General features: G+C 51.9%; 18 protein-coding genes. 10 read left to right on the top strand and 8 right to left on the bottom strand.

Annotated features, from left to right (window positions below):
• Nucleotides 1-62 precede the first annotated feature (62 nt).
• Nucleotides 63-536, top strand: coding sequence for a glutathione peroxidase (locus KNP02_RS07565; protein WP_029595900.1), 474 nt, complete (start codon nt 63-65; stop codon nt 534-536).
• Nucleotides 537-578: 42 nt separating this feature from the next.
• Here the strand turns inward: KNP02_RS07565 and KNP02_RS07560 are convergent, their stop codons facing one another.
• Nucleotides 579-1505 carry a CAP domain-containing protein gene (locus KNP02_RS07560; protein ID WP_214708000.1) on the bottom strand — a complete coding sequence of 309 codons (927 nt, stop codon included), beginning with the start codon at nt 1503-1505 and terminating at the stop codon, nt 579-581.
• A 19-nt stretch (nt 1506-1524) separates the two neighbouring features.
• Nucleotides 1525-1971: a MarR family winged helix-turn-helix transcriptional regulator gene (locus tag KNP02_RS07555; protein WP_214707998.1), complete on the bottom strand. Its 447-nt coding sequence runs from the start codon at nt 1969-1971 to the stop codon at nt 1525-1527.
• A gap of 118 nt (nt 1972-2089) precedes the next feature.
• Here KNP02_RS07555 and KNP02_RS07550 point away from each other — a divergent pair, with 118 nt between their 5' ends.
• The 3 genes from KNP02_RS07550 (at nt 2090) to KNP02_RS07540 (ending at nt 4702) form a co-directional block, all read left to right on the top strand.
• On the top strand, nt 2090-2503 hold the full coding sequence (locus KNP02_RS07550; RefSeq protein WP_214707996.1) for an organic hydroperoxide resistance protein: 414 nt from the start codon (nt 2090-2092) through the stop codon (nt 2501-2503).
• Nucleotides 2504-2598: 95 nt separating this feature from the next.
• Nucleotides 2599-3456: a metallophosphoesterase gene (locus tag KNP02_RS07545; RefSeq protein WP_214707994.1), complete on the top strand. Its 858-nt coding sequence runs from the start codon at nt 2599-2601 to the stop codon at nt 3454-3456.
• A gap of 106 nt (nt 3457-3562) precedes the next feature.
• On the top strand, nt 3563-4702 hold the full coding sequence (locus KNP02_RS07540; RefSeq protein ID WP_114165942.1) for a zinc-dependent alcohol dehydrogenase: 1140 nt from the start codon (nt 3563-3565) through the stop codon (nt 4700-4702).
• A gap of 43 nt (nt 4703-4745) precedes the next feature.
• Here KNP02_RS07540 and KNP02_RS07535 read toward each other — a convergent pair whose 3' ends face one another.
• The 3 genes from KNP02_RS07535 to abc-f all read right to left on the bottom strand — a co-directional run bounded on the left by KNP02_RS07535 (nt 4746) and on the right by abc-f (nt 8255).
• Entirely contained in the window at nt 4746-5657 is a 912-nt protein-coding gene (locus KNP02_RS07535; RefSeq protein WP_214707992.1) for a cation diffusion facilitator family transporter, read from the bottom strand.
• A gap of 114 nt (nt 5658-5771) precedes the next feature.
• Nucleotides 5772-6548, bottom strand: a complete 777-nt coding sequence (locus tag KNP02_RS07530) for a hypothetical protein (RefSeq protein ID WP_214707989.1) — start codon at nt 6546-6548, stop codon at nt 5772-5774.
• 12 nt (nt 6549-6560) lie between these two features.
• Entirely contained in the window at nt 6561-8255 is a 1695-nt protein-coding gene (gene abc-f / locus KNP02_RS07525) for a ribosomal protection-like ABC-F family protein (RefSeq protein WP_214707987.1), read from the bottom strand.
• Between the two features lie 364 nt (nt 8256-8619).
• Between abc-f and KNP02_RS07520 the strand changes: the two genes are divergently transcribed.
• From KNP02_RS07520 to KNP02_RS07505, 4 genes are all read left to right on the top strand, one after another.
• A complete protein-coding gene (locus tag KNP02_RS07520; protein WP_214707985.1) occupies nt 8620-9531 on the top strand; it encodes an MBL fold metallo-hydrolase in 912 nt (303 codons plus the stop codon).
• Nucleotides 9532-9594: 63 nt separating this feature from the next.
• Nucleotides 9595-10428, top strand: coding sequence for an aldo/keto reductase (locus KNP02_RS07515; RefSeq protein WP_214707983.1), 834 nt, complete (start codon nt 9595-9597; stop codon nt 10426-10428).
• A 13-nt stretch (nt 10429-10441) separates the two neighbouring features.
• A complete protein-coding gene (locus KNP02_RS07510; protein ID WP_021066768.1) occupies nt 10442-11056 on the top strand; it encodes a PH domain-containing protein in 615 nt (204 codons plus the stop codon).
• Between the two features lie 14 nt (nt 11057-11070).
• Nucleotides 11071-11349, top strand: coding sequence for a hypothetical protein (locus KNP02_RS07505; RefSeq protein ID WP_034776686.1), 279 nt, complete (start codon nt 11071-11073; stop codon nt 11347-11349).
• A gap of 39 nt (nt 11350-11388) precedes the next feature.
• On the opposite strand, the gene KNP02_RS07500 is transcribed toward KNP02_RS07505, so the two are convergent.
• Nucleotides 11389-11913 carry a DUF1836 domain-containing protein gene (locus tag KNP02_RS07500; RefSeq protein ID WP_214707982.1) on the bottom strand — a complete coding sequence of 175 codons (525 nt, stop codon included), beginning with the start codon at nt 11911-11913 and terminating at the stop codon, nt 11389-11391.
• Between the two features lie 124 nt (nt 11914-12037).
• Here KNP02_RS07500 and trhA point away from each other — a divergent pair, with 124 nt between their 5' ends.
• On the top strand, nt 12038-12682 hold the full coding sequence (trhA, locus tag KNP02_RS07495) for a PAQR family membrane homeostasis protein TrhA (RefSeq protein ID WP_214707980.1): 645 nt from the start codon (nt 12038-12040) through the stop codon (nt 12680-12682).
• 120 nt (nt 12683-12802) lie between these two features.
• Here trhA and KNP02_RS07490 read toward each other — a convergent pair whose 3' ends face one another.
• Complete coding sequence (locus KNP02_RS07490) at nt 12803-13708, bottom strand: DUF6602 domain-containing protein (RefSeq protein WP_214707978.1); 906 nt, start codon at nt 13706-13708, stop codon at nt 12803-12805.
• 220 nt (nt 13709-13928) lie between these two features.
• On the opposite strand from KNP02_RS07490, the gene KNP02_RS07485 reads away from it, so the two are divergent.
• Entirely contained in the window at nt 13929-14624 is a 696-nt protein-coding gene (locus tag KNP02_RS07485) for a DsbA family oxidoreductase (RefSeq protein WP_214707975.1), read from the top strand.
• A gap of 61 nt (nt 14625-14685) precedes the next feature.
• Here KNP02_RS07485 and relB read toward each other — a convergent pair whose 3' ends face one another.
• Nucleotides 14686-14901, bottom strand: coding sequence for a type II toxin-antitoxin system RelB family antitoxin (gene relB, locus KNP02_RS14895; RefSeq protein ID WP_251129181.1), 216 nt, complete (start codon nt 14899-14901; stop codon nt 14686-14688).
• Nucleotides 14902-14952: the final 51 nt, after the last annotated feature.

Raw genomic sequence — 14952 nt, 5'->3', positions numbered from 1 at the left:
CGGTTCAAAGTCGTGTCTTGAAATTCCGATTGGTATAATAAAATCAAAAAGGGGGAATCAACATGATCTATCAATATGAAGCGGCCGACATGAGCGGCAAGCTCCAACCGCTATCCAAATACGAGGGGGACGTCCTGTTGATCGTCAACACGGCGAGCAAGTGCGGTTTCACACCACAGCTCGACGGGCTCGAGAAATTATATGAACGTTACCAAGGGCAAGGTTTCCATATCCTCGGCTTCCCGTGCAACCAGTTTGGCAATCAAGACCCGGGCTCGAACGAGGAAATCAGCGAGTTCTGTCAATTGAACTACGGCGTGACGTTCCCGATGTTCGCCAAAGTCGACGTGAACGGGAAAGACGCCCACCCGCTCTTCCAATACTTATCGAAAGAAGCACCTGGCCTGCTCGGCTCGAAGACGATCAAGTGGAACTTCACGAAGTTCCTCGTCGACCGGAACGGCAACGTCATCGAACGGTTCTCGCCGCAGACGACACCGGACGAGATCGAGACGGCGGTCAAACGCCTGTTATAAGGAAAAGGATGGTCCACCGAAATCCGGCGGGCCATTCTTTTTTTAGCGTGGGGTGATGAAGTTGATCGTGTAGAACGGACTTGATTCTTCATTATAGACGAGGCCGACCGACACGTGCGTGAAACCATCTTTCAAAATGTTCTCCCGGTGGCCGAGCGAATTCATGAGTCCCCAGTGGGCGTGGAAGACGCTCATCTGCCCCATCGCCAAGTTCTCTCCGGCGAGGGAGTAGGCGATGCCGGCTTCATTCATCCGCTCGAACGGGTCGCGGCCCTCGGGATCGGTATGGCTGAAGAAGTTGTTGCGGGCCATGTTCTCACTATGGGCGCGCACGACCGGGAGCAGCGGTTCGTAGTCAGCGAGCGCCGACAATCCAAACTTCTGACGGTCCCAGTTCATGAGCATCCGCATCAATTGTTCGTTCGCGACGAGATTGTCTTCCGACACGTCGCCGTAATAGCCGTCGCTCGACTCCTCGACGTCCCGGTCGACGGTGAGCACGGCCTTTAGCTTGTCCTCATCGTGCTGATCGAAGAACAGCGTCAAGTAGTCATCATCAATCGCATAGACGTTGAACGACGGGTCGTCCGGAATCAAATAGCGTTTCAATCCCTTATTGTATGACTTGACCTCATCGAAACCGATTTGCTCGACTTGTTGTCGCGTCGTCTTGCCCACGATGAGCCCTTCAAAGATGCTGCCCGTCTCGAACTGGTAATGGCCTTTCTTCGAACCGTCAGCATCGATCAACTCGAGGCTACGGTCGCCGCTCTTCTCGAGCAAGTACCAGTCGTGCCCGGCATATTGGCTCGTGAAGCGCGGGGCGTCGGTCGAGCGTTCTTGTTGCTCCTCCGCCACTTCCGTCGACTTCACTTGAATGCTCGTCGGCGCCGACACGTTCGGCACTTCAAATTTCCAGGCCGCATACATGCCGATCGCGAGCAATAAAATCACTAATTTACGAAACATCGCGTCTCCTTTCGAAAACCTACTCCTCTCGCTCACCGAACGCACGCAACCGCGCCTTGATGTCGATGAGCATCTCCATATAAGCGATATACGTCGCCTCATCTATATTCAGCATACCACTCACTTTGAGCGGTACCTCCTCGGCCTGCTCACGCAATGCGCTCCCGGACGGCGTGAGTGACAACAGGACACGGCGCTCGTCGTCGGTCGCCCGCACTTTCTCCACGTAATCGAGTTGCATGAGCCGCTTGACGAGCGGTGACAATGTGCCCGAATCGAGCGTGAGCCGCTCCCCGAGCTGTTTCAAATCGATATTGTCCTCTTCCCATAAAACGAGCATGACCAAGTACTGGCTATATGTCAGGTTTAACGGCGCCAAGATTGGGCGATATAATCTTGTAAGCTCTTTTGAAGCGGTATAGAGCTGAAAACAGATCTGATGCTCTAATGTTAACGAACTTTTCATAGTATTTCCTCCGGCTACAGTCTTAGGACAAGCATATCATTTGATTATCTGTTTGACTGCTCTATAATTAGATTGTGCACAACTTAATTGCCTAAAAACGAAATGGAGGAATTGAATCATGAAACAATTATTCACAGCTTCTGCAACTGCAATCGGTGGCCGCGAAGGTCGCGTTACATCGACGGACGGCGTCATCGACTTGAACGTCTCAATGCCTGGCTCAAAACACGCGGACGAAGCGACGAACCCGGAGCAACTCTTCGCAGCGGGTTATGCGGCATGTTTCGGTAGCGCCTTGAACCTCGTTATCGGCAAAGAACGTATTAAAACAGATGGCACGAACGTCACAGGACACGTGACGCTCAACCAAGACGATGAAGGCTTCTTCATCTCGGTCGAACTCGAAGTCGAGATCAAAGGTGTGGATCAAGCGACGGCGGAACGTCTCGTCGAAGCGGCACACCAAGTTTGCCCGTACTCGAAAGCGACACGCGGCAACGTCGACGTCAAGTTGACTGCCAAAGCAGCATAATCAGATGGCCCGCTTCCGAGCGGGCTTTTTTTTGCGTCTCCCTACTCTACAGAGTAGAATGAAGAAACGAACGATTCATCGAGAGGAGGCGGACGATGTTCAAAGGTAAACGCAAATATGTGACGATCGGCGTCGGGGTCGCGTTCCTCCTCGCTGCTTTTTATAACGGACTGACCATTCGAAATTATAAGGTCGAATCCGACAAACTTGAGACCGGTCAATCGTTCCGGGTGATTTTGTTGTCCGACTTGCACGGTTATTCATACGGGGACGACCAACGTGTCTTGATCGACAAAGTACGAGAACAAGAACCCGATTTGATCGCCCTTCCCGGCGATATTCTCGACCGGTTCCGCTCACCTGACGCCTCGTTTGAATTGATCAAAGGCTTACAAGGCATCGCGCCGATGTATTTCGTCACCGGCAATCATGAGATCGACGGCTCGGACGATTTCGTCCGCCACGACGTCAAGGACGTATTTCGCTCCTATGGTGTGACCGTGCTCGAGAACGAGACCGCGTCAATCAATGTCAACGGCGTCGACGTCCTCGTCGGCGGACTCGAGGACCCATTGCGGACGTATACGGAAAACATCCACGGCAGCTGGGAAGAGACGGCATTGACCTCACTCGGTGATGTCGACGCGGAGACGGCGTTCAGTCTGCTCTTGTCACATCGGGCCGAGCAGGTCGAGACGTACGCCGCCTTACCGTTTGACCTCGTCCTGTCAGGCCATGCCCACGGCGGACAGGTTCGAATTCCCTATTTATTGAACGGGCTGTATGCGCCGGACCAAGGCTTCTTCCCGAAGTACGCCGGGGGCTTGTACGAGCACGAATCATTCACACACGTCATCGGGCGTGGCTTCAACTATAGCGTCAGCGTACCGCGTGTGTTCAATCCACCGGAGATTGTCGTCATCGACGTCATCGGGAAAGGGGCTCCCCAGTGAGCCCCTTTTCCTATGTTCCCCATAAATCGGATTCGCAGGCGCTTAAGAAGGGTACAGTACTCTTGTTGTAACTTACCTGTTTTCAAAAAAAGGAGGAAGTGGACATATGCGTGCTGTCACCTATCAAGGAGCAAAAAACATTGAAGTCAAGGATGTGAAAGACCCGGAGATTGAGAACCGGGAAGAGATTATCGTCAAAATCACGTCAACGGCCATCTGCGGATCCGATTTGCATATTTACCAAGGAAATATGCCGACCCGTCATGGCTATGTGATCGGTCACGAGCCGATGGGAATTGTCGAAGAAGTCGGTCCGGATGTGACGAAAGTGAAGAAAGGCGACCGTGTCGTCTTACCGTTTAACGTCTCTTGCGGACACTGTTACTACTGTGAGCATGAAATGGAGAGCCAGTGCGACAACTCGAACCATGCTCCTCATACCGATGCAGGCGGCTACTTCGGTTTCACGGAGCAGTTCGGGAACCATCCCGGCGGTCAAGCCGAGTACTTAAAAGTGCCATATGGAAACTTCATGCCGCTTGTCATCCCGGAGTCATGTGAACTAGACGACGAGGCACTCTTGTTCTTGTCGGACGTTATTCCGACAGCATGGTGGAGTCTAGAGAATGCCGGTATGAAAGCGGGAGACACGGTCGTCATCCTCGGCTCAGGTCCTGTCGGTTTGATGACACAAAAATTAGCCTGGGTGCGTGGTGCGAAACGCGTCATCGCCGTCGACCCGGAAATCTACCGGTTGAACCGGGCTAAACTCTCTAACAATGTCGAGACCGTGTTGATGAAAGACCCGATCGATACTGGCAAGTATATTTATGAAATTACAAACGGCGGGGCTGACGTGGTCATCGATTGTGTCGGATTCGACGGAAAAAAATCACCGATTGAGAAAGTCGAACAAAAGTTGATGGTCCAAGGAGGAACCCTCAGCGCCATCAAAGTCGCGAAAGAAGCGGTGCGTAAGTTCGGTACCGTACAATTGACAGGGATTTACGCGATGAACTACAACCAGTTCCCGCTCGGTGATTTCTTTACCCGAAACGTCAGCATTCGGACGGGACAAGCGCCGGTCATTCACTACATGCCTGAGCTGTTCCAAATGATTGTCGACAAGAAGTTCGACCCGACCGATATCATCACGCACCGTCTGCCGCTCGAGCAGGCAGCTGATGCGTACAAGATGTTCAATGATCATTTGGACGACTGCGTCAAAGTCGTCTTGAAACCATAACGAACAAGCGGTCCCCGACAGATGTCAGGGACCGCTTGTTTATTTACCAGATCGTCCGTTCTTCGCAACATTGTGCTTCCCTTTCGATTTGAACGGTCGAACGCTCGAACGTGGCGAACTGTCGGATTCGTTTCGTCACCTCACGCAAGACGCGCTGGTCGTCCGTGTCTGCCCCGATCAAGACGTGGCACGTGACGGCGAGTTCGTTCGATGAGATTGACCAGACATGTAAGTCATGGACTTCTTTGACGCCATCGACGCCACCGAGTTCACGTTGCATCGCCACGACGTCGATTTGGTCGGGTGTCCCTTCCATCAAAATATGGATCGCCTCCCGCGTCACGCGGTAGCCGCTCAACAAAATCAGGACAGCGACGAACAGACTCGCGATCGGGTCGGCAAGTGTCCATCCGAACGCCATGATCAATACGGCCGCCGTGATGGCACCGACCGAGCCGAGCAAATCGCCGAACACGTGCAACAGTGCACTGCGGACGTTCAAGTTGTCACGTTCCCCCCGCATGAGCAGCCAGGCCGCGAGTACGTTGACGAGCAGCCCGATGATGGCGACCGTGAGCATGCCCCCGCTCAAAATCTCAGGCGGGGCGAACAAGCGCTGATACGCCTCGATGATGATGTAGATGGATATGACGAGCAGCGTCAATCCGTTGACGAATGCCGCCAAAATCTCGAACCGCCGATAGCCGAACGTGCGCTCCGGCGTCGCCTGCCGTGCCCCGAATCGTACGGCGAGAAAACTGAGACCGAGCGCGGCCGCGTCACTGAGCATGTGGCCCGCATCCGACAAGAGCGCCAAACTGTTCGTCCATAATCCGCCGATGACCTCGACGACCATGAACGTCGCGATCAGGACGAACGACCAGAATAACGCCCGTTGATTCGTCGTATGGTGATGATGGTGGTCATTTCCGTGGTGATCGTGATGTGCACCCATCCCATCCCCTCCTCTCCCTTTCATTCTATACCTTTCTCCTTTAACATTCAAACTTTCGTTTGAATGAATACATAAAAACAATCGTCGAAAGGGATGTCCTCTCGACGATCGTCATTATTTTTGTTCGAGCCGGACCCGCATGACCCCGTCATATGGGAACAACTTCAATTGTCGCGTCTCGCCCTCATACCAACTTCCGGCGCTTTGACTGCTCGTCGCCGTCATATCAGGCGTCGCGACCGCTTGGCGGTCCCAGTCGATCGCCTTCACCTGCTGGTCACGCACCATCAAGAAGAAACCGTCATAGAAATGATATTCGTTCACTTGGTCACGCTGGACGGCTTTCGGGGCCCCGAGCGTGGCGCGGACGCTCGAGATATCTTGTCCGAGCCATTCAAGCGTCGCCGGGTCGGCCGTAGGGACGACCGTTTTCCAGGCCGCGGTCACATCTTCGTCCGAGACACTCGTCGCTTCCTTCGTCACTTGCGCTTCCGTCACCCAACCGATCGTCCGCTCGTTCAATTGGAGCTTGACGAAACCACTGACGGCCTCGAGTTGTTCGAAACGGTCGCCGAGGTCGGCCTCATAGATGACAGTCACCCGGTCATCGGCGAACACTTTCGTATACGGCGCCGCGATATAGACGAACACCCCGTCGGTCTCGTCAGCCTCTGCTTCCGCCTCGGTCTCCTCTGTCGCTTCCGTCTCACTGTTGACCGATTCGGTCGCGATGTCGTCCGTCTCCGGCAACGCCGACTTCCTCGAGTCCATGAGCGCCGCGAAAGCGATGACGCCGATGAGCGAGGCGATCAACAACACCACTGTCGCTGATTGCCAAAACCGTTTCCGTTTCCGTGACGCTGCCCGTGATACCCGTACTTCTTCTTTCATGTTCTTCCACCCCTATTTGTTTCGTCCCTTCTCCGATTCGGCAAGGGGGATCCCGTTTCCTGCCTCGTCGAAGAAAATTTGCGGCTCGCTCGTCAGCGTCTCGAGCGTCCGCAGCGTCGCGTCGACGTCGACCGGCGGCTTTGTATCACCCGACTCAAGGACGCGCACCGTCTTTCCGAGCTCGATCGTCCGGTCCGTCAATCGATGGAACGTCCGGTCATGCGAGATGAGAATCAACCCGCCCCGGTATACGTCGAGTGCGGCCTCGATTTGTTCTCGCGTCGCCACATCCAAATAGTTCGTCGGCTCATCGAGGGCGAGCAGGTCCGCGTCCGAGAAGTACAAGATAAGGAAGGCGATGCGGCACTTCTCACCCATGCTCGCCTCTCGGATCGGCTTATACACCTCATCGCGGCGGAACAAGAAATGGGCGAGCAGCGTCCGCGCCTCCGTCTCGGTGATGTCACTTTCGGCCAGGAGCGCCTCGAGCAACGTTCCTTCGGCCGGTAATCGGGCGAGCGTCTGTGAGAAGTAACCGATTTTCAGTTTCGGATGACGCTTGATATCCCCTGCCTCCGGTGCGAGTTCGCCAATCAATAGTTTCAACAGCGTCGTCTTCCCGCTCCCGTTCGGTCCGACGATGGAGATGCGATCACCCCGGTTCACCGTGAGCGAGAGTCGTTCAAAGAGGGGTTCGTCGTAACCGAACGAGATGTCGTCGACCGTGATCCACGTCTTCGCCTCGAGCGGGTCGGCTTGGAAACGGACGGAGACATGGGCCGCGTCTTTCGGACGATCGGGCCGAGAACCTTCGAGTTGCTCGAGCTTACGTTCCCTTGCCTTCATTTTGACGGCGAGGTTCGCCGCTCCTTTTTGCGCGCCGGGACTCCGTACGCTCGCCGTCGCTTTCGCTTTCAAATGCCACCCCTTATATTGGGCGATCATATCAAGCAGCTCCGACTTCCGCGCTACGTAGCGGGCATGGGCTCGCTCGTCGCGTACACGTTCCTCGGCCTTCTGGTGTTTATAGGCCGTGTAGTTGCCAGGATAGCGGACGACTTTCCCTTCGTCTAATTCAAGGATGACCGTCGCAACATCGTCGATGAACTGGCGGTCGTGGGAGATGGCGAGCACCGTACCCGGAAACTCGTTCACCCAGCGCGTCAGCCACTCGATTGAGTCGACATCGAGATGGTTCGTCGGCTCGTCTAAGAGGACGATATCGACATGTCGCATCGTGAGCCGAGCAAGTTGGGCCCGTGTCTGTTCACCGCCGCTCAACTCTCGGAGCCGGATCGAGTCCTGTGCGTCGAGACCGAGCCGTTTGAGCGCTCGTCTCGCCTCAAGCTCGAGTCCGAAGGCGTCAGTTGCGAGCGCCTCGTCGTATGCTTCAAGCACGCGCGCCGTGTCACCTGATGTGACATCCATGTAGAGCGGATAGCGCTGCGGGTCGCCTTGCATGACGTAGTCCAGCGCAGTCTCTTCTCCGTCAAACACCGTCTGTTCGACGACACCGACCGAACCTAAGACGTCGATCGTGCCTGCCTGTGGGGTCAGCTCGCCGATAAGCAGCTTGAACAGCGTCGTCTTGCCGGACCCGTTCTGTCCGAATAAGATGGCCCGTTCTGCTGCCGCCACGTCGAACGAGACGTTGTCGAATAATGGTTGCCGGTCGTGGTCGAACCGGACTTGTTGGATTGATAACATATTGTTTCACCTCGCTAATTGTTCGGATACGCGATGAAACAAAAAACACCATCCGCTCAAAAGCGATGGTGTGAAGAGCTCCGGTCAAGCGGAAAGAAGGGTTACCCCCGTAGCCTGAAATTGGACACACTTCACCCGTGACTGTTCGTGCGAACAGTGATGATTCGTTTCATCAGTTGAGGGCGTGTGACTTTTTCATGGCACGTTGTACCTTCCTTTCCTAAGTTATTGCAACCGTACCAAATTGAAAGCGGATTCGCAAGAGGTGCCCCACAATCTCCGATTTTTTCTACACCTTCCGGCGGATGCAAGCGCGTCATGCGAGCGGTATGATTAAACCAACTTAGATGATGAGGTGACTGCCATGAAATTACGAAACCTACTCGTCCCGAGCGCTGTCCTAGCGAGCGTCGGTACGTTCTTATATACACGATTCAAACAAAGACTGCCTCGCCCCGCCTTCAAAGTCCCGACAGTCAAGCCGGACCTCGCCTCGTTCGATGAGACGATGGTCGGCGCCACCTGGGTCGGCCATTCGACCGTGCTCATCCATTGGTACGGATTAAAGATTTTGACCGATCCGGTGTTCTCGAACCGGATTGGGGTCCACGTCGGCCCGGTCACGTTCGGGATGAAACGCCATACCGCCCCCGCCCTCTCGATCGAGGAAATCGGGCACGTCGACGTCATCTTGCTCAGTCACGCCCATATGGACCACTTCGACCATAAGAGCCTGAAGCGACTCATCAATCGCGATACGGTCGTCATCTCGGCTCCAGGGACGAGCAAACTGTTGCGTAAATATCCGAGCTTACAGACGCTCGAGATGCATCCACACGACAAATTGACGCTCGCGAACGGGCTCCACGTCCAAGCGATCCCTGTCGCCCACTGGGGCAATCGTTTCCCATGGGACAAACATATGGGTTATAACGGCTACGTCTTGAAATATAAAGGCGTCCGCATGCTGTTCGCCGGGGATACGGCGTACACCGAGTCGTTCAACGGGCTCGCGAACAAAGAGCCGATCGACCTCGCCTTTTTTCCGATCGGTGCCTATCAACCCGAGTCGTTCGAGGAAGCGCACTGCACCCCGGAGCAGGCATGGACAATGTTCAAACAGAGCGGCGCGAAGCGTTTCTTCCCGATGCATTGGGACACGTTCGTCTTATCCTACGAACCCGTCGAGGAGCCGTATGAGCGACTCGTCGCCGCGGCAAAGCTTGAACGTGATCAAATCGTGATCAAGGCGCACGGCGAAAGTATTCGGCTGTAGCTTTCGCTTTCACTTCCGGACGATTTTCGGTAACGTAAGAGGTGAGAGGGAGGGAATCAATTTATGGAATGGACCACACTCAACAATGATGTGAAACTGCCGATGCTCGGACTCGGCGTGTACAAAGTGGAAGACGGAGCGGTCACGGTCGACACGGTCAAAGCGGCGCTTGATGCCGGCTATCGGTTAATCGACACGGCGGCCATCTATCAAAACGAGGAGAGCGTCGGCCAAGCGATTCGCGAGTCAAGCGTCCCGCGGGAAGACATCTTCGTGACGACGAAACTGTGGAACGAGTTCCACGGCTATGACGAGGCACTCCAAGCGTTCCAAGATAGCCTCGACCGGCTCGGGCTCGAGTATGTTGACTTGTTCTTGATTCACTGGCCGATGCCGCGCTTCGGTAAGTTCGTCGAGACGTATAAAGCGCTCGAACAGTTGTATGAGGAAGGCAAGGTTCGGGCCATCGGGGTCTCGAACTTTGAGATCAGCCACCTCGAACAGATCATCCAGTCATGCTCGATCGTCCCGGCGGTGAACCAAGTCGAGATCCACCCATACCTGTCCCAAAAAGAGTTGATTGCGTTCTGTCAGCGCTACGATATCCAGATTCAGGCGTGGAGCCCGCTCATGAAAGGGCGTGAGGCGCTTGAGGACCCGGTCATCACTAAGATTGCTGAAAAATACGGGAAGTCGCCGGCTCAAGTCATCTTGCGTTGGCATTTGCAGAACGGCGTCGCCGTCATCCCGAAATCAGTCACGCCGAGCCGGATTTGCGAGAATATAGAGGTATTCGACTTCACGTTGACGAAAGAAGAGATGCACGCGATCGATGGACTCAACCGCGACGAGCGGACCGGGTCTGACCCGAACGAGATGCACAAAATCCACTACTGAGGAGAGATTGTACATGTTCAAAAAACTAGCTTCTGATTTGACAGGCTTCAGCGATATCGGCGAAGTCATCGACCCGAAAGATTTCGATAAAGCGGATTCGGATGATTACGTCCTGCATGAGGACAACGAGAAGATTTATTTCTTGATCAAATCGAAATCGGACGAGTACTGCTTCACAAACTTGGCGATGATCCACCTCGACGGGACGAGTGCGATGAGTTCGAAACGCGTCTTGTACCGTTATCCTTACGCTCATTTCCCATTGAATAACGTCATGTTCGAGACGGCCGGTACGGTCGACATGGACGTCGAGATCAAGTTCACCATCGGCGACAAGCCGTACTCGATCGACGTGAACAAGAAACAAATCGAGCATGTGAAAGACTTGTACAAATCGCTCCTCGCCATCGCTGAGAAGCAACGTGAAGGCCGGAAGATGATGGAGTATGCCAACGCGTCACTCACGCATTCGGTGTCGATTTTGAGCGGGCTCCGCCAAGGCGACATGAACGTGGCGTCGACGTTCAAGGAATTGAACGAACAAAGCTTCGACTGGCTCAAAGGTCACTATCACGAGTGGAACCGCAAAGACTTCGGTGACGTGTTCGAGAAGTACATCAATAATTAACCAGGCGGTGACTTATGGATTACATGTGGCTGTTGATTGCGTTCGGCTTGTTCATGCTCGTAATTTTGACTGTATTCATCAGTAGTGTGCTCAACGCCTTGTTCCGGCACCTCCACCCGGTAATTCATATCGCTGTCATCTTGTTGTTATCGTTTGCGTATGAGCGTCTCATGTTAGATTATAATCTCTTCTGGACGCTACTCGTTCTCGTGACCATCAGTTATGCAGCACCACTTCTTGTCATCAAACTGTACAACAAAGGTGAGCGCTTCGAACGCGATCGTCTGAAATGAAATGTCCCCTAGACTCCAATCGGATTCTAGGGGACATTTTTATTTGCCTTCATCAATCAACTGTTCAGCGAGCCGTTGGAACAAGTGGCTCATATGGACGGCCGAGGCGATGGCGAGCGACTGTTGGATGCCGTTCGTCTCGTTCGTGCGTACGTTGGCGAGGAGCGTCTCGGCTTGCGCCTCGAACGCCTGCATGTTCTGCTCTTTCTGAACTTGGTACGCGTCATAGAAGTCCTCGAGTGAGAAGCCCTCGTCCGACTCGTTCAGCGGCCGGAGCGTCTCTTTGATGTCATTGATCGAGAGCAATCCTTTCATCTCGTAAATCAGGCTGAGCAACATCAAGTGCTCGTTCGTGTATTTCTTGTTTTTGACGGGGTGGAACAGTTTGCCCTTGGCGTAGTTGTTGATCATCGTCTTCGTCAAAATCGTCTCATCGTCGCTTCGTTTCATCTTGCCGTAATGTTGCTCGAACAACTGGATGACCTGGTCCATATATAAGTCAATCGTCGGGAGCACCTGCTTCGGCAGCGTCCCTTCCGTCTCTATTATCTCGTGCGGTTTCATTCAATCACCTCCCCTTCAGTATACGGACAAACCGGATTTGTCGAAACAAAAACCTTGTTGTTTTTCAGTATACAGCTTATCATGTAGTTATGGATACTACATGACGTAATAAGGAGTGTTTAGCATGAATTCGATTTTTCGGGAACCGATTAACGCACTGACCCACTTGGCCGGGGCCGTGCTCGCGTTCGTCGCGTTGATTGCGATGACGGTGAAAGCGTCACTGCTCGGCGAGCCGCTCGCCATCATGGCCGCGATTTTGTTCGGCATCAGCCTTGTTTTCCTCTACTTGTCGTCCGGCCTCTACCACAGCATCATCGCCTCACCGAACGTCATCGCCTTCTTCCGGAGAATCGATCATGCGATGATTTACGCCTTGATTGCCGGGACGTATGCCCCGCTCACCTTGCTCGCGCTCGAAGGTCCGACGCGCTGGGTATTGTTCGGCACCGTCCATGCGCTCGCCTTGTTCGGCATCGTCTTCAAGCTCGTCTGGTTCCATGCCCCGCGCTTCTTGTCGACGGCACTCTATATCGGCATGGGCTGGTTATCGGTGTTCTTCATCGGGCCGCTTCATGACGTCATCGGCAACGCCGGCATCTTCTGGCTCATCCTCGGCGGCGTCATGTACACGATCGGCGGGCTCATCTACGGCTTCAAACCGAAGTTCGTCAACTGGCGCGGTTGGGGCTTCCACGAGGTGTTCCACTTGTTCATCTTGTTCGGCAGTTTCGCCCACTTCGTCTGCGTGTTCTGGTACGTCTTTTAAGTCCTCCTCGTGAGGGCTTTTTTAATTAAATTTCTTTCTGTATTAATGTTGTATTTCAATATGCTATTTCACGAAATATCCTCTTTCAATTTTAGTTCTTAAAATTGAAAGAGGATATTTTCAAACAAATAAATAGTCTTGAACTATAGATTTAGGCAAATCTAACTTTACCATTGAGGTACTTAAAAAAATAAGAAGATTTAAAAGAACTAAATCATCAACTTCTTTATTAATTGAAACTAAACCTGTTGCAAACTGATCTGGATTTTCAATCGAACCAAATTTTAATGCACCTTGTCCATCACCAAGATTAAAAATTGTTCCTCGATCTAAAATGAATATGCCGTCAATTTGATATTGAATATCTAAGTCATTCCTCATGTTAAATTCTGAGACTTTTTCATGAATTGTAGCAAGAGTTAATTGTGATTTAAAAGCCACCAAAAAAAATGGTCTTTTATCAATAAATCTTTTTATATCTGATTCGTTCCCTTGAACTGTAGCTCCAGTCTGCATATTTATATGCATTTTTTTAAAGTTTAAGCATTTATTCAATGTGGTTTCTATGTCATTCGAACTAAGCAAACTCTTTACCTCTCCAACTGCACCCACACCTTCAATAAAAAATAGACTTGGCTTTGATAGTTCGTTCAAATATGGATGATACTCGTTTAATATCACAACATCTGTTTCGTTCGATATATTATTTTTAGTATCGATTATCTCACCTTGTCCAATCCTATTAAATGGCGGGAGAAATTCTCTTAAGAACTCTCTCATTATTTCCTCTGCATTTTCTCCTCGATTTCCTCGATGTTGATGCGCTACATGAATTTGTTTTAACTTTATTTCCATTTCTTCTTGTAACAATCTAAGTCTATGTTTTAACATCATATCCCTCACCTTAAAATTTTTTAAAAGCTGAAAGCTTATTAAACTCTCCCTTAAATTAATTATACTTTTAAACTCTAATAAGTCTTTAAAATGAATATGTATAAAATTGATTGTAAACTCCTTAGTCAACATAATATTAACTCTACACTTTATTTAAAATGTAAACATTTTATCGATTTTTTCAATATTTAGACCATTTCTGTATTCCGCTAAATAATCTAGTATTAATCACCAAAAAAGTTCAATAAAAAATTAATCACAATATATTTTGAAATTCTCTAATTTAAAACTTGAGCACATTCATTTACTTCAAATTCAAGACATCCTACACTGACTGTAGGAGGGATTAAATATGAAAATTGAAGTTTGGTCAGACTATGTCTGCCCGTTCTGTTATATCGGCAAGCGCCGTCTAGAAGAAGCGCTCGAACAGTTCCCGCACGCGGACAACGTCGAAGTGGAGTTCAAGAGTTTCGAGCTCGACCCGAACGCCCCGACGACCGACTCGCGTTCGATTTACGAAGCGCTCGCGAAGAAATACAGCATGCCGCTCGAGCAGGCGAAAGGCACGACGGCACAAGTCGCTGCCCAGGCCCGCACCGTCGGACTTGAGTACGATTTCGACAACATGGTCGTCACGGGCACACTCGACTCGCACCGATTGACGCACTATGCGAAGACGGTCGGCAAAGAGAAAGCACTGTCAGAAGCGCTCCTCAAGGCGTACTTCGTCGATGCGAAACATATCGGCGACCACGACGTCCTCGTCGAGATCGCGACAAGTGTGGGACTCGATGCTAACGCCGTGAAAGACGTGCTCGCTTCAGACGTATACACGGAAGACGTTCGCGCTGAAGAGAAGCGTGCAAGCGACCTCGGCATCACCGGCGTCCCGTTCTTCGTCTTTGACGGAAAATATGGCGTCTCTGGCGCGCAACCGACCGAGGCGTTCACACAAGTGCTTGAGAAGACGTGGGCCGAATCGGCACCGACGCTTCAAGTGCTCTCAGGCGGTGCGACGTGCACGGACGACAACTGCGATATCTGATGTTACACGAATAAAAGCAAAGCATTCGCCCATATTTGGACGAATGCTTTTTAGATTCAATTTACTTGTCTAAGTCCTTGACCATGGTATCAAATGAAATTGCCTCGGAATGCTTCTGGTGCACGCTTATCGCTTCACTATAAAGTTTTAAGTCGTGCTCATCCTCGATTCGTTTCAAGACAGCATCTCGAACGAGAGTCGAGAGGGACAGGTTGTTAGATCTCGCATACGCTCTAATGAGGCGCTCATCCTCCTCATTGAGTCGTACAGATATCATTCCCATACGATTAGCCTCCTTTATACACATTGTATTACGAAATGAAATGCT

This window comes from Exiguobacterium sp. s40, from assembly GCF_018617905.1.
Classification (GTDB): Bacteria; Bacillota; Bacilli; order Exiguobacteriales; family Exiguobacteriaceae; genus Exiguobacterium; species Exiguobacterium mexicanum_A.
This window is presented reverse-complemented; position numbering and strand designations above follow the sequence as displayed.

Coding starts and splice junctions, on each gene's coding strand:
- KNP02_RS07540 (WP_114165942.1), top strand. CDS start 3,563: ATGCGTGCTGTCACCTATCAAGGAGCAAAAAACATTGAAGTCAAGGAT.
- KNP02_RS07530 (WP_214707989.1), bottom strand. CDS start 6,548: ATGAAAGAAGAAGTACGGGTATCACGGGCAGCGTCACGGAAACGGAAA.
- KNP02_RS07565 (WP_029595900.1), top strand. CDS start 63: ATGATCTATCAATATGAAGCGGCCGACATGAGCGGCAAGCTCCAACCG.
- KNP02_RS07550 (WP_214707996.1), top strand. CDS start 2,090: ATGAAACAATTATTCACAGCTTCTGCAACTGCAATCGGTGGCCGCGAA.
- trhA (WP_214707980.1), top strand. CDS start 12,038: ATGAATTCGATTTTTCGGGAACCGATTAACGCACTGACCCACTTGGCC.
- relB (WP_251129181.1), bottom strand. CDS start 14,901: ATGATATCTGTACGACTCAATGAGGAGGATGAGCGCCTCATTAGAGCG.
- KNP02_RS07535 (WP_214707992.1), bottom strand. CDS start 5,657: ATGGGTGCACATCACGATCACCACGGAAATGACCACCATCATCACCAT.
- KNP02_RS07505 (WP_034776686.1), top strand. CDS start 11,071: ATGGATTACATGTGGCTGTTGATTGCGTTCGGCTTGTTCATGCTCGTA.
- KNP02_RS07500 (WP_214707982.1), bottom strand. CDS start 11,913: ATGAAACCGCACGAGATAATAGAGACGGAAGGGACGCTGCCGAAGCAG.
- KNP02_RS07555 (WP_214707998.1), bottom strand. CDS start 1,971: ATGAAAAGTTCGTTAACATTAGAGCATCAGATCTGTTTTCAGCTCTAT.
- KNP02_RS07515 (WP_214707983.1), top strand. CDS start 9,595: ATGGAATGGACCACACTCAACAATGATGTGAAACTGCCGATGCTCGGA.
- KNP02_RS07490 (WP_214707978.1), bottom strand. CDS start 13,708: ATGTTGACTAAGGAGTTTACAATCAATTTTATACATATTCATTTTAAA.
- KNP02_RS07560 (WP_214708000.1), bottom strand. CDS start 1,505: ATGTTTCGTAAATTAGTGATTTTATTGCTCGCGATCGGCATGTATGCG.
- KNP02_RS07520 (WP_214707985.1), top strand. CDS start 8,620: ATGAAATTACGAAACCTACTCGTCCCGAGCGCTGTCCTAGCGAGCGTC.
- KNP02_RS07510 (WP_021066768.1), top strand. CDS start 10,442: ATGTTCAAAAAACTAGCTTCTGATTTGACAGGCTTCAGCGATATCGGC.
- KNP02_RS07485 (WP_214707975.1), top strand. CDS start 13,929: ATGAAAATTGAAGTTTGGTCAGACTATGTCTGCCCGTTCTGTTATATC.
- KNP02_RS07545 (WP_214707994.1), top strand. CDS start 2,599: ATGTTCAAAGGTAAACGCAAATATGTGACGATCGGCGTCGGGGTCGCG.
- abc-f (WP_214707987.1), bottom strand. CDS start 8,255: ATGTTATCAATCCAACAAGTCCGGTTCGACCACGACCGGCAACCATTA.